We start from the raw sequence: 13,251 nt of genomic DNA on the forward strand, positions 1-13,251 counted from the left end.
CGCCGGCCTAGGGAACCACGGTGACCGGCCAGCGGCCGGACTTGACCAGGCGGACGGCGAGCGACCCGACGAACCGGTGGCCGAAACGCCGCGACGCGCCGACCACCACCGCGTCGGCGCGCAGCTCGGTGGCGATGCGCACGAGCTCCTGGTAAGGGTCGCCGCGCACCGCGATGAACTCCGTGGAGATGCCCGCGTGCAGGGCGCCCTCCCGGACCTGGCGGCGCATGTCCTCGACGGACTCGCTGATCGCCTGCTCGACCGCGCCCGCCGCCTCGGCGATCAGGCGGCTCGCGGCCGGGGCGCCGGTCACGTAGACCACCACGAGCCGGGCGCGCTGGCGGCGGGCCAGCCCGGCGGCATACGCCCCGGCGCGCATCGACGTGTCCGACCCGTCGACACCGACCACGATGACCTTCGGTCCGTCGGTCCCGAGTTCGAACTGCACGCGAACAGCATGCCGTAGCCGATCGCCGCTGTCCTTTCGGGGCGGTGGCCCCACGAGCCGTGGTTCAGATGGTGACGGGCAGCGATTCCAGGCCGCGCAGCACCCGGGTGGTCCGGCGCCGGGGTTCGCCGTCGATGCGCAGGTCGGGGTAGCGCTCGAACAGCATCCGCAGGCCGATCTCGCCCTCCAGCCGGGCCAGGGCCGCGCCGAGGCAGTAGTGGACGCCGCCGGAGAACGACAGGTGGTCGCGGGCGTTGGGGCGGGTCACGTCGTAGGCGTCGGGGTCGGCGAAGACGGCGGGATCGCGGTTGGCGCCGGCGAGCATCGCCATCACCACCTGACCGGGCTCGATACGCCGGCCGCCGAGCTCGGCCGGGCGTTGGCACACCCGGGCGGTGAGCTGGACCGGCGAGTCGTACCGCAGCGTCTCCTCGACCGCATTGGGCCAGCGCTCCGGCCGGTCGCGCAGCACGGCGAGCTGGTCGGGGTGGCGCATGAGCAGCCAGGCGCCGGTGCCGAGCAGGTTGACGGTGGTCTCGAAGCCGGCCGCGAGCAGCAGGCCCGCCGTGGCGAGCAGCTCGTCGTCGCCGAGGTCGTCGAGCTGGACCAGCTGGCTGAGCAGGTCGTCGCCCGGCTCGCGGCGCAGCCGGGCGAAGTGCCCGCGCATCCAGGTGTTGACGTGCTTGATGTTGATTTCCGTGCGGCGGTACTGCCGGAACGCCAGCCCCATGTCGAGAGTCGGCGCGGCGGCGTTGCCCCAGGCGAGGAACTGGCGGCGCATGTCGAGCGGGATGCCCAGGATCTCCGCGATCACCGTCACCGGCAGCAGCGCGGCGAAGTCGGCGACCAGGTCGGCGGGCTTGTCGCGGAGCAGCTCGGCGCAGGTCGCCTCGATGCGCGGGCGCAGCCCCTCGATCGCGCGGGCGGTGAACACCTTCGAGACCAGGCGCCGGTAGCGGGTGTGGTCCGGCGGGTCGACCACGAGCATCGAGGGCGGGTCGACCGGTCCGATCGGGGAGCTGCGGCGGCTGAAGCGGAACATCAGCCCGACCGGTGCGGGCAGCCGGCGGTCGGTGAAGCCGACACCGAAGGCGTCGTTGCGCAGCACGGCGCCGGCCAGGTCGTGGTGGGCGGTGGCCCACATGAGCCGCCCGCGCACCAGCGGCGCGGTCTCACGGACGGTGCGGTAGAACGGATACGGGTCGCGGCGCACGACCGGGTCGAAGAAGAAGCGGGCCTGCGGATCGCCCTTGCGCGCGGCGGTCTTGATCGCCGCCCGCATGAACCCGTGCTTTGTGGCCCAGCGGACCGCGGTACCCGGCAGCATGCCACCACCCCCTTGGTACCCCACGGTACCAAGGGGGTCCGGCCTGGTCCACCTACTCGCCGGCGCGCAGCGTGAGCTCGGTGATCTCGCTCGGGGCGAAGACCCGGAACGGCGGTCCCCAGAAGCCGGTGCCGCGGCTGGTGAACAGCTGGGTGCGCGCCCCGTGCCGGGTCAGACCCTGCACCACCGGCTGGTCGACGCGCACCAGGTAGTGGAACGGCCAGATCTGCCCGCCGTGGGTGTGGCCGGACAGCTGCAGGTCGACGCCGTGCGTGACGGCGGCGTCGATCTGCTTCGGCTGGTGGGCCAGCAGCAGCACGGGCAGCTGCGGGTCGGCGCCGTCGAGGGCGAGGGCGTGGTCGGCGCGGTGGCCCTCCAGTCCCGAGCCGGCCGCGGTGCGGTCGTCGACGCCGGCGACGACGAGCCGGTCGCCGCCGCGCTCGACGACCAGGTGCCGGTTGTGCAGCGGCTCCCAGCCCAGCGTGCGCATGTGCCCGAGCCAGCCGTCGGCCTCGCCGAAGTACTCGTGGTTGCCGGTGACGTACACCCGGGCCAGCCGCGCCCGCACGTCGGCCAGCGGCGCGGCCTGCCCGGTGCGCTGGGCCACGGTGCCGTCGGCGATGTCGCCGGTGTGCGCGACGATGTCGGCGTCGAGCCGGTTGACCACCTCGGTGACCCCGCGCGACCAGGCGGCCCGGTCGATCGGGCCGTAGTGCGTGTCGGTGAGCAGCACGACCCGCAGGCCGTCCAGCCCGGCACCGAGCCGCGGGATGCGCACCTCGACGCGGCGCACCCGCGGGATGCGCATGGCCTCGCGGTACCCCCAGATCCCGAGCCCCAAGGCGACGACCGCGGTGGAAGCCGCCGCGACCCGCGAGCGCACCGGGTCATCGACCCCGCCGGCCAGCAGCGCCAGGCGCAGCAGGTCGCCGGCCAGCGCCCAGACGAACAGGATCCACACGGCGCCGAGGATCGTGTCGCCGGTGCGGGCCGCCCAGTCGACGCCGCGGCCGTGCCCGAGGAACATCGTGACCGGGAACACCACCAGCGCCAGGCCGAACACGACCGTGCCGAGCACTTGGACGACGCCGGGCCACTGGTTGCCGGCCATGACGAGCGACCACCAGGGCACCCCGAAGAGCAGCGCGAGCACCAGCGTGATCGTCGCCGCGAAGACCAGCGGCCGCAGCAGGGAACGCCGTCGCACGGCCGCGCCGGGTACCGCCTCAGTAGTTGCCATGGGGCCATGATGGCACGCGGTGACCGAAACCGGTTTGCCTCCGGACACCCCGGGTAGCCGGCCGTGCATGGCACGCTTCGGCGACGAGATCGTGGACCTGGCCACCCCGCTGCAGGACCCGGGCGACCTCGACGAGCTGGTCGAGCGGTGCGCGGGCGCGCGCGTGGTGATGATCGGCGAGGCCACCCACGGTACCCACGAGTTCTACTGGTGGCGGGCGGCACTGACCCGGCGGCTGATCGCCGAGCGCGGCTTCTCGTTCGTCGCCGTGGAGGGCGACTGGCCGGACTGCGACCGGGTCGACCGGGCCGTACGCTGGCGGCAGGACACCTCGGCCGACCCGCGCCAGGCGCTGCTGGAGTTCTCCCGCTGGCCCACCTGGCTGTGGGCCAACGAGGAGGTGTCCGACTTCGCCCGGTGGCTGCGCGGGCACAACACCGGCCTCGAGGAGCCCGAGCGGCAGGCCGGCCTGCACGGGCTGGACGTCTACTCGTTGTGGGAGTCGATGCGGGAGATCATGGTGTACCTGCGCGAGCACGATCCCGCGATGGTGCCGATCGCCCTGGACGCGTACCACTGCTTCGAGCCCTTCGCCGAGCGCCCGCAGCACTATGCGCTGGCCACCCGCTTCGTCCCGCTGAGCTGCGAGAATGAGGTCATCGACCTGCTCGTGGCGGTGCGCCGCCGCGCCGCCCAGGACGGCGAGGCGTGGTTCTCCCCCTGGCAGAACGCCGAGACCGTCGTCGACGCCGAGCGCTACTACCGCGCGATGCTGCGCGGCGGCTCCGAGGCCTGGAACATCCGCGACCGCCACATGGACGACACCCTCACCCGCCTGCTGGAGCACTACGGCCCCGGGTCGCGCGGGGTGGTGTGGGCGCACAACACGCACATCGGCGACGCCCGCGCCACCGACATGGTCGTGCGCGGCGAGGTCAACATCGGCCAGTTCGCCCGGGAGCGGTACGGCCGGGAAAACGTCGTCCTGGTCGGCCTCGGCACCCACGCGGGCACGGTCATGGCCGGCGATTCCTGGGGCGCCCCGATGCGCGTGATGCCGGTCACCGCGGCCCGCGGCGGTTCCGTGGAGCACGCCCTGCACCCGACCGCCCCGCCCCGGGCGGCGTTCGTCTTCCCGCCCCGCGACGCCCCCCGCCCGGACCTGCTCACCGCCTGGCAGGACCACCGCGCGATCGGCGTGGTCTACCACCCCCAGGACGAGCACGACGGCAACTACGTCCCAACGGTGCTGGGTGACCGCTACGACGCCTTCCTGTGGTTCGACCAGACCCAGGCCCTGTGGCCCCTGCACACCCGCCGCACCGACGAACTGGAACTGGAAACCTTCCCCGCCGGCGTGTAGCCCCTCCCTTGCGACCCGGCACCGACACCAACGGTTTCGGGGAGCGGACGCCGGCCGGGGGCGGCTCGGGTGTGGGCCGCGCGGATATCGTTGGGCCGATGGGGCGGCTTGGTGTCACGCGGGGGCAGATCGAGCGGGCCACCGAGCGCCGGCTGGCCGGTGACTGGGCCGGGGCGTGCGTGGCCGCCGCCGTCGAGGTCGGGTTCGACCTGCGGGGGCTCGCCGACCGGCTGGGGTCCGCCTTCGCCGCGCGGGTCGCGGGCGACCTGCCGTATCTGGCGCCGGACCTGCTGCGGTGGCACGCGCTGCGGCTGCGGGCCGAAACCGCCGCGGTGGAGCAGGCGCTGCGGGCGCACGGCGTCGGGCGGGAGGCGGTGCTGCCGCTGTGGATCCACGAGGACGGGCGGCGGGCGGTGGCGCTGCACATGGGGCGGCTCCCACCGTACCGTTGCCGGATCGGCGAAACGCTCCCCGGCGCCTTCGCCGTCGAGCTTGGACTGCACGACAGCCCGGAGCTGTGGGACGTCCGCCACGCCGCCGCCCTCCTGGCCCGCTGCGGCGGCGTGACCAGGCTGCCGTTCTTCGCGGCCGACGGGACCCGGCTGGCGGCGGACGACCTTGAGACCGGCTCGCCGGAGGGGCGCGCGGAGCGGATGCACCGGCTGCTGGCCGGCGGGCGGGCGGCCGAGGCGTGGGCGGCGGCCGGCTTCGAGGTGGAGCTCACCGAATCGGCCTCCGCCGCCCTCGCCGACCTCTCCCCCGGCCTGTTCACGCTCGCCGCCCTGGCCCGTCGCACGGCGGCGCGAACCGGCGCCGCCGCCGTCCGGCTGACCCCGGCCCGCGCCTGGTCCTGGCCGGTCCGCCTGGTCCTGGACCGCCTCGACAACCCGGGCATCGCTGGCGACCCGAGCAAGGCGGGCGGCGGGCGGCTGCGGGCCGTGGGGTTCGACGCCGAGTGGCTCGGCGGGATTCCGGCGCTGCCGGTGGCCGCCCAGGACCGCCCGGCCGACTTCGCCGATCTCGTCGACGGCCGCATCGTCCCCGCCGGCCTGCACCCGCTGGTCGCCGCCGCGCTCTTCCCGGCGCTCCCGACGATGCCGGGGCCGGCGCCGCTGGGCCTGCCGGAGCCGTTCCGGGTGCGGTGCGAGGGCGAGTGGCACCGGGTCGACCCGGCCGCCGGCACCGTCGAGGTGGCGCATCCGGACGGGCACCTCGATCGCGAGCTGGCGATGCTGGTGCTGGGCGGGCCCGCCCCGACCGGCTGCGCCGCGGCCTACCTCGGCTGGCGCCGCAACGGTATCCGCCTGCCCCGCGCGCTGCGGCAGTTCCGCGCCCGGCTGCTCGCCCGGATCCAGCACGGCGAGGCCGATACCCTCGAGGCGCTGCTGGACGCGGGGCTGGACCCGCGCCTGCGCGCCCCGATCGGCCGCAACCTGCTGCACCTGCTGCCCTGGCTGGAACCCGAGCCGGCCGCGCTGGCCCTGCTCCCCCGCCTGCTCACCGCCGGGCTGGACCCGGCCGAGCCGGACCTCAACGGCGACCCGCCGGCCGTGCTCGCCCGCCGCCTCGGCGGCCACGACGACCTGGCGGCCGCCCTCGAGCTCGCCGCCCTGCACCGCAGACCGAACCAGGCATTCACCAAGGAGTAGCCCGTGCGGATCGAGGTCGAGAACGAGTCCGTGCTGCGGTTCGGCACCGGGTCGCCGGTGCGGGCGGCGTCGGCGATAGCCCCGCTGGGCGACGGCTGGCTCGTCGCGCAGGACGACGCCACGCACGCGGCCTGGTACCGGCCGGCCGGCACGACCCCGGTCCGGGTCCTGCCGGCGGTGGACGGCCACGAAGTGTTCAGCTCCGCCGCCGGCACCAAACACCTCAAGCCCGACTTCGAGGCGGCGTGCGCGGTCGAGGCCGGTGTGCTGCTGCTGGGCTCGGGCTCCACGCGCGCGCGGATGCGCTCGTCGCTGGTGACGACGGCGGCGGACGGGCCGGGCTTCGCCGTGGCCGACCTGACCGGGCTCTACGACGCGGTCGCCGGGGCGCTCGGCACGCCGGCCGGCCGGCTCAACCTGGAGGGCGCCTGCCGGCAGGGCGACCGGCTGCGCTGGTTCCAGCGCGGCAACCCCGCGGCCGGCGTCCCGTCGGCGAGCGTCGACGTGGACCTGCCGGGGCTGCTGCTGGCCGCGACCGGGCGGGCCGCCCCGGAGGCGGTCCGGGTGGACCGGGCCCGGCCGTACGACCTCGGCGCGGCCGACGGGATCCCGCTCGCGGTGACCGACGCCGTGGCGCTGCCGGACGGCCGGATCCTGCTCAGCGCCGCGGCCGAGGACACCCCCAACCCGGTCGACGACGGGCCGGTGGTCGCCGCCGCGCTGGCCCTGCTCGACGGCGACCGCGTCACCGCGGTCACCGCGCTGCCGCGCCGCGGCGGTGCGGTGCGGAAGGTCGAGGGGCTCGCCCTGCACAGCGCCGACCACCGCGACGGCCTGCGGCTCCTCGCGGTGGTCGATGCCGACGATCCGGAGGTCCCGTCGGCGCTGCTGCACTTACGCGTGCTCTGGTAGCGAAGCGATCAGCCGGTGGCGCGGGGGCGGGTGGTGACGGCGGAGAGCGGCGTCGCCACGTGCTCGAGGGCCTTGCCCTCCGCGTCGACACCCAGGACGATCTCCACCACGCCGCCGATGACCATCACGGCGGCGCCGATCAGGTAGCCGATGAACAGCTTGCCCGGGTCCGTGCCCTCGCCGATCAGCCAGCCGTAGAAGACCGGGCCGATCGCGCCGAAGCACTGGGCGATGGCGAAGAACACCGCGATCGCCTGCGCCCGGATCTCCAGCGGGAAGACCTCCGAGACGGTCAGGTAGGCCGAGCTCGCGCCCGCGGAGGCGAAGAAGAAGATGACGCACCAGGCCAGGGTCTGGGTGAAGGCGTTGAGGACACCCGCGTCGAACATCCAGGCCGAGATGGCCAGCAGGGCGCCGGAGAGGATGTACGTCCCGGCGATCATCTTGCGCCGGCCCCAGGAATCGAAGAGGTGGCCGAGCAGCAGCGGGCCGGCCAGGTTGCCCAGCGCGAAGGCGATCAGATAGATCGGCGTCTGCTCCGCGTCGACGTGGTAGAACTTCGACAGGACCAGGGTGTACGTGAAGAAGATCGCGTTGTAGAGGAACGACTGGGTGATCATCAGGGTCGCCGACAGGACCGATCGGGACGGCATCCGCGTGAAGAGCACCCGGAGCAGCGACAGGTAGCCGTGGCTCGCGGCCGGGCGGACCTCCAGCGCGTGCGACTCGTCGACCGGGGCCAGGGTCTGGCCGGAGGCCTCGACGTCGCGCTCGATCTGCGCGATCGCCTCCTCGGCCTCGGGCTCGCGGCCGTGCATGATGAGCCAGCGGGGGCTCTCCGGCAGGTGCCGGCGCAGGTTCCAGATCAGCAGACCGATGATCGGGCCGATGAGGAAGCCCAGCCGCCAGGAGATGTTCAGCGAGATGTGGTTGAGCAGCACGTACGTGCCGAGGGTGCCGATGATGGCGCCGCCCCAGTAGGTGCCGTTCACGCCGATGTCGACGCGGCCGCGGTACCTCGCCGGCATCATCTCGTCGATGGCGGAGTTGATGGCGGCGTACTCGCCGCCGATGCCGGCGCCGGCGATGAACCGGGTCAGGTACAGAAAGACCAGGCCGAACAGGTCGTTGCCCCAGGTCAGGGCGGTGAGCGCATTGCCGGCCAGGTAGACGCCGAGGGTGACGACGAAGAGGTTCTTTCGGCCCAGGGCGTCGGAGAGCCGGCCGAAGAGCAGGGCGCCGAAGACCTCGCCGAGCAGGTAGACGGTGGCGATCGCGCCGACCTGCGTGCTGGATAACGCGAGCGTCTCCTGCTTGTTGAGTACCGCCCCGACCGCGCTGGCGATGGTGATCTCGAGCCCGTCGAGCACCCAGGCGGTGCCGAGGGCGAGGACCATGCGGGTGTGGAAGGGGGCCCAGGTGAGTCTGTCGATCCGCGCCGGGATCAGGCTGCGGATGATTCCGCCGGCGGGGGCGGATGCCGAACGTGTTTCAGCCAATGTGCACCTCCAGGGAAGCACCTGTGACTGGACGTGCCCGGTGCGTCAGATATCAAAACCCGCCACTTGACGGAACGGGTCCGATCGATAAGGCTGCTAGCTGAGAGAGCGCTCTCTCACACCGCCCGCGACCACCGCCCGCCAGCACCGGTCCACCGCCTGATCCGGCGCGTCTTCAGCAGGCGCGGCGTCGGTCGTCGACGCCCAACCCACGTCAGGGAGCTGCCTTGATGTTCACCAACTCCAGACCCACCGCCCCCACCGACATCGACAAACGTCAGAAGTCCAAGCGCCGCCCGTTGATCGTGAGCGCGCTCTCCGTAGCGGCGCTGCTGGTCGGCTACGCAGCGTTCACCATCGGCAACGCGAGCGCCGCCAGCACGCTGCTGTCGCAGGGCAAGCCGACCACCGCCTCATCGACGGAGAACGCCGGCACCCCCGCCTCGGCCGCCACCGACGGCAACACCGGCACCCGCTGGTCCAGCGCCTTCGCCGACCCGCAGTGGATCCAGGTCGACCTCGGCCAGACGGCCACCATCGACCAGGTGGTGCTCAACTGGGAGGCGGCCTACGGCAAGTCCTTCCAGATCCAGACCTCCGCCAACGGTACGAGCTGGACCAACATCTACAGCACGACGACCGGCACCGGCGGGGTGCAGACCCTGGCCGTGTCCGGCTCGGGCCGCTACGTGCGGATGAACGGCACCGCCCGGGGCACCGCCTACGGCTACTCGCTGTGGGAGTTCCAGGTGTTCGGCTCGTTCTCCACCACCGGCTGCAACACCGCCAACGCCGCACAGGGCCGCCCGGCCAGCGCCTCCTCCACGGAGAACGCGGCCACGCCCGCCTCCGCCGCCTTCGACGGCAACACCGGCACCCGCTGGTCCAGCGCGTTCAGCGACCCGCAGTGGATCCAGGTCGACCTGGGCTCCACGGTCACCGTCTGCGGCGTCGACCTGAACTGGGAGGCCGCCTACGCCTCGGCCTTCCAGATCCAGGTTTCCGCCGACGGTACGAACTGGACCAACATCTACAGCACGACCACCGGCACCGGCGGGGTCCAGCAGATCACCGCCTCCGGCTCGGGCCGCTACGTGCGGCTCAACGGCACGGCCCGGGGCACCGCCTACGGCTACTCGCTGTGGGAGTTCGCGGTGCACATCACCGGCACCCTGCCGACCACGCCGGGCAACCCGCCCACCAGCAACCCGCCGCCGGACCAGTTCTGGGGCGACACGAGCGGCATCCCGGCGGCGCAGAACGTCGTCATGCTGAAGATCCTCAACCGCACCAACGGCCGCTACCCGGACAGCCAGGTGTACTGGAGCTACAACGGCACCGTGCACTCGATCGCCGAGCAGCCGTACTTCGACATGCCCGCCAACACCGCCGGCCGGATGTACTTCTACGTCGGCAGCCCCAACAGCCAGTACTACGACTTCATCGAGTTCACCGTCGGGCCGGCCGTGTTCAACGGCAACACGACGAGGGTCGACGCGTTCGGCCTGAAGATCGCGATGCGGCTGCACGCCAAGGACGGCTACGACGTGCAGGTCGGCGAGGACTACCAGACCTTCACCGAGACGCGTGAGGCCACCTTCGCCAAGTTCATCGCGGAGGTACCCCAGGAGTTCAAGGTCCTGGCCCAGTCCCAGGCGCCCTACCGGATCATCGCGCCCGGCAGCGACCCGACCTTCCGCGCGGGCGGGGTGAACCAGAACTACTTCACCGCCTACGCCCAGCAGTACGGCATCAACGCCCCGACCTCGGACGTCTTCGGCTGCGCCGGGGTGCTCGCCAACGACCCGGGCAACTGCGCCGCGCTCAACCGGCACGTGCGCCAGCTGCCGCAGTCGGACTGGTCGACGCCGAGCCTGTACTACCAGGCGGCGCCGGCGAACTACTACGCCCGGTTCTGGCACGACCACGCCATCAACAAGCTCGCGTACGGCTTCCCCTACGACGACTACGCGGGCCAGTCCTCGTTCATCTCGCACGGCAACCCGCAATACCTGCTGGTGGCCGTGGGCTTCTAGGCCCGAAGGCCCCGGAACGGGAGGGGTGGCGCGGATCACCGCGCCACCCTTTCTTCAGCCCAGGTTTATCAGTCTAGGTTTACTATATGGAGACCGAGAACACCGCCGCCGCGCTGCAGATCGCGGTGGGGCGGCTGGTCCGGCGGCTCCGGCAGACCCATGTGCCCGGCGAGCTCACCCTCGGCGAGGCCTCGGTGCTGTCGCGGCTGAACCGGGGCGGCCCGACCACGCCGGGCGAGCTGGCCACCGGCGAGCGGATCAAGCCGCAGGCCATGGGGACCACCCTGCAGGCCCTGGAGCAGCGTGGCCTGGTCTCGCGCTCGCCCGACCCGGGCGACGGCCGGCGGGTGCTCATGACCATCACCGGCGAGGGCCGCCGGCTGCTCACCGACCGCCTCCAGCTGAAGACAAAGGCGCTGGCCGAGGCGATCGGCCGGCTCACCGACGACGAGCGGCGGTCGCTGGCCGAGGCGACCCGGCTGCTGGAGCGACTGGTGGAGGAGCTGTGACCGCCGCGACCCTGCAGCAGACCAGGCCCGACCGCTACAAGTGGATCGCGCTGTCCAACACCACGCTCGGCATGCTCATGGCCACGATCGACGGCTCGATCGTCATCATCTCGCTGCCGGCCATCTTCCGCGGCATCGGCCTGGACCCGCTCGCGCCGGCCAACATCGGCTACCTGCTGTGGATGATCATGGGGTACCTGCTGGTCTCCGCCGTGCTGGTGGTCGCGCTCGGGCGCCTGGGCGACATGTTCGGCCGCGTCCGGATGTACAACCTCGGCTTCGGAATCTTCGCCGTCGCCTCGGTGGCGCTGTCCTTCGACCCGTTCCACGCCGGCGGCGGCGCGCTCTGGCTCATCATCTGGCGGATCGTGCAGGCCTTCGGCGGCGCGATGCTGACCGCGAACTCGGCCGCCATCCTCACCGACGCGTTCCCGGCGAGCCAGCGCGGCATGGCGCTGGGCATCAACCAGATCACCGCGCTCGCCGGGCAGTTCCTCGGCCTGCTGCTCGGCGGGGTGCTCGCGGTGTGGGACTGGCGGGCGGTGTTCTGGGTCAGCGTGCCGGTCGGGGTGGTGGGCACGATCTGGTCGTACCGCAGCCTCCGCGAGACCGGCGAGCGCCACAAGGCCCGGGTCGACTGGGCCGGCAACCTCACCTTCGCCGCCGGCGCCGCGCTCATCCTGGCCTCGATGACCTACGGCATCCAGCCCTACGGCGGCCACCCGACCGGCTGGACCAGCCCCAGGGTCCTCGGCGGCATCGGCCTCGGCGTGGCCCTGCTCATCGCGTTCGTCGTCATCGAGTCCCGGGCCGCCGAGCCGATGTTCCGGCTGGCCCTGTTCCGGGTCCGCGCGTTCGCCGCCGGCAACCTCGCCGCGCTGCTGGTCTCGGTCGCCCGCGGCGGCATGCAGTTCATGCTCATCATCTGGCTGCAGGGCATCTGGCTGCCGCTGCACGGCTACGCCTTCGAGGACACGCCGCTGTGGGCGGGCATCTTCATGCTGCCGCTGACCGCGGGCTTCCTCATCGCCGGCCCCGTGTCGGGCTACCTCTCCGACCGCTTCGGCGCCCGGCTGTTCTCCACCACCGGCCTGCTGCTGGTCGCCGCGAGCTTCGCCGGCCTGCTGCTCATCCCGGTGAACTTCGCCTATCCCCTCTTCGCCGCCCTACTGCTGCTCAGCGGCCTGGGCCAGGGCATGTTCTCGGCGCCGAACACGTCGGCCATCATGAGCAGCGTCCCGGCCAACCAGCGCGGCGTCGCCTCGGGCATGCGGGCCACGTTCCAGAACGCCGGCACGTCCCTGTCGATCGGAGTGTTCTTCTCGCTGATGGTGGCGGGGCTGGCCAGGGCGCTGCCGCAGACGCTCACCTCGGGTCTTTCCGCCCAGGGGGTACCGCACGACGTCGCCGCCTCCGTGGCGTCCCTGCCCCCGGTGAGCACCCTGTTCGCCGCGTTCCTGGGCAGCAACCCGATGGAGCACCTGCTGGGCTCGTCGGTCCTGGCGGGACTCCCACCGTCCAACGCGGCCACGCTGACCGGCCACGAGTTCTTCCCGAACCTCATCGCCCAGCCGTTCCACGACGGCCTGGTGGTCGTCTTCGGCGCCGCCACCGCGATGACCCTGCTGGCCACGGCCGCCTCGGCCTCCCGCGGCCGCCACGTCCGCCAGCAGTGACCCCAGCGCGCCCCCATCGCGACGACGCTCAAGCCACCGGCAGCCGCCACCCACGCGCCGGCCCGGCGATCGTGCCGCCCGGTCCGCTAACCGAAAAGTCGGGCGCTCCGCGCCACGACTTTTCGGATTTATACCCTGACAGGGGAAAAATCCGATTCACCGCATGCCGCACAATCCGGTATCGGATTTATCGCCCGTCAGGGCATATGTCCGACTGGCCGAGCATTAAGTCTCCGCGATCATGCAGGCCGCCGCCGCGACACCCCAGGTTTTTCATGATCACGGAGCGATACGGTACTCCCGTGTACATCAGGACTCCGTGATCATGAAAAACCGTGGTGCACGCGGCCGGTCGAGCATGATCCGGAGACTTAAGGTGCGCCGGATAACGGGCCGGCAGTCCCGCCCGTCGCCGACCGCCAAGGCCACGACACGCAACCGCCACGACACGCAACGGCCGCGACAGCGAGCCTGCGCCGAACACCGAACACCGACCGCGCGAGCGACGGGCCCCGCCAATCGCCGACCGCCAAGGCCACGACACGCGGCTGCCGCGGCAGCGGGCCGGTGCTCAGCGCCGACCCGCGACCGG

At 72.5% G+C, this 13,251-nt stretch carries 10 protein-coding genes; 6 read left to right on the top strand and 4 right to left on the bottom strand.

The features are described 5' to 3' along the window. Positions 1-7: 7 nt before the first annotated feature. The 3 genes from ACQPXD_RS31130 to ACQPXD_RS31140 form a co-directional block, all read right to left on the bottom strand. Positions 8-448: a universal stress protein gene (locus tag ACQPXD_RS31130; protein WP_432824884.1), complete on the bottom strand. Its 441-nt coding sequence runs from the start codon at positions 446-448 to the stop codon at positions 8-10. Between the two features lie 64 nt (positions 449-512). Then, positions 513-1,775 carry a cytochrome P450 gene (locus tag ACQPXD_RS31135; RefSeq protein ID WP_432824885.1) on the bottom strand — a complete coding sequence of 421 codons (1,263 nt, stop codon included), beginning with the start codon at positions 1,773-1,775 and terminating at the stop codon, positions 513-515. A gap of 52 nt (positions 1,776-1,827) precedes the next feature. Further along, a complete protein-coding gene (locus ACQPXD_RS31140; protein ID WP_432824886.1) occupies positions 1,828-3,015 on the bottom strand; it encodes a metallophosphoesterase in 1,188 nt (395 codons plus the stop codon). Positions 3,016-3,082: 67 nt separating this feature from the next. On the opposite strand from ACQPXD_RS31140, the gene ACQPXD_RS31145 reads away from it, so the two are divergent. From ACQPXD_RS31145 to ACQPXD_RS31155, 3 genes are all read left to right on the top strand, one after another. After that, positions 3,083-4,378, top strand: coding sequence for an erythromycin esterase family protein (locus ACQPXD_RS31145; RefSeq protein WP_432824887.1), 1,296 nt, complete (start codon positions 3,083-3,085; stop codon positions 4,376-4,378). Positions 4,379-4,476: 98 nt separating this feature from the next. Next, on the top strand, positions 4,477-6,027 hold the full coding sequence (locus ACQPXD_RS31150) for a hypothetical protein (protein WP_432824888.1): 1,551 nt from the start codon (positions 4,477-4,479) through the stop codon (positions 6,025-6,027). 3 nt (positions 6,028-6,030) lie between these two features. After that, positions 6,031-6,939: a DUF6910 family protein gene (locus ACQPXD_RS31155; RefSeq protein WP_432824889.1), complete on the top strand. Its 909-nt coding sequence runs from the start codon at positions 6,031-6,033 to the stop codon at positions 6,937-6,939. Positions 6,940-6,947: 8 nt separating this feature from the next. Here the strand turns inward: ACQPXD_RS31155 and ACQPXD_RS31160 are convergent, their stop codons facing one another. Beyond that, positions 6,948-8,438 carry an MFS transporter gene (locus ACQPXD_RS31160; protein ID WP_432824890.1) on the bottom strand — a complete coding sequence of 497 codons (1,491 nt, stop codon included), beginning with the start codon at positions 8,436-8,438 and terminating at the stop codon, positions 6,948-6,950. 230 nt (positions 8,439-8,668) lie between these two features. On the opposite strand from ACQPXD_RS31160, the gene ACQPXD_RS31165 reads away from it, so the two are divergent. The 3 genes from ACQPXD_RS31165 (at position 8,669) to ACQPXD_RS31175 (ending at position 12,659) form a co-directional block, all read left to right on the top strand. After that, a complete protein-coding gene (locus tag ACQPXD_RS31165; protein ID WP_432824891.1) occupies positions 8,669-10,474 on the top strand; it encodes a discoidin domain-containing protein in 1,806 nt (601 codons plus the stop codon). A gap of 86 nt (positions 10,475-10,560) precedes the next feature. Continuing rightward, the gene (locus tag ACQPXD_RS31170; protein WP_432824892.1) at positions 10,561-10,983 is read left to right on the top strand and encodes a MarR family winged helix-turn-helix transcriptional regulator; all 423 of its coding nucleotides are present in this window, start codon (positions 10,561-10,563) and stop codon (positions 10,981-10,983) included. After that, the gene (locus ACQPXD_RS31175) at positions 10,980-12,659 is read left to right on the top strand and encodes an MFS transporter (RefSeq protein ID WP_432824893.1); all 1,680 of its coding nucleotides are present in this window, start codon (positions 10,980-10,982) and stop codon (positions 12,657-12,659) included. Before ACQPXD_RS31170 ends, ACQPXD_RS31175 begins: the two co-directional genes overlap by 4 nt. Positions 12,660-13,251 lie beyond the last annotated feature (592 nt).

The organism is Dactylosporangium sp. CA-092794 (genome assembly GCF_050948465.1).
Lineage (GTDB): Bacteria > Actinomycetota > Actinomycetes > Mycobacteriales > Micromonosporaceae > Dactylosporangium.

What these genes read in the sequence shown, in the direction of transcription:
- ACQPXD_RS31135 (WP_432824885.1), bottom strand. Translation starts at nt 1,775, where the DNA reads ATGCTGCCGGGTACCGCGGTCCGCTGGGCCACAAAGCACGGGTTCATG.
- ACQPXD_RS31140 (WP_432824886.1), bottom strand. Translation starts at nt 3,015, where the DNA reads ATGGCAACTACTGAGGCGGTACCCGGCGCGGCCGTGCGACGGCGTTCC.
- ACQPXD_RS31145 (WP_432824887.1), top strand. Translation starts at nt 3,083, where the DNA reads ATGGCACGCTTCGGCGACGAGATCGTGGACCTGGCCACCCCGCTGCAG.
- ACQPXD_RS31150 (WP_432824888.1), top strand. Translation starts at nt 4,477, where the DNA reads ATGGGGCGGCTTGGTGTCACGCGGGGGCAGATCGAGCGGGCCACCGAG.
- ACQPXD_RS31165 (WP_432824891.1), top strand. Translation starts at nt 8,669, where the DNA reads ATGTTCACCAACTCCAGACCCACCGCCCCCACCGACATCGACAAACGT.
- ACQPXD_RS31170 (WP_432824892.1), top strand. Translation starts at nt 10,561, where the DNA reads ATGGAGACCGAGAACACCGCCGCCGCGCTGCAGATCGCGGTGGGGCGG.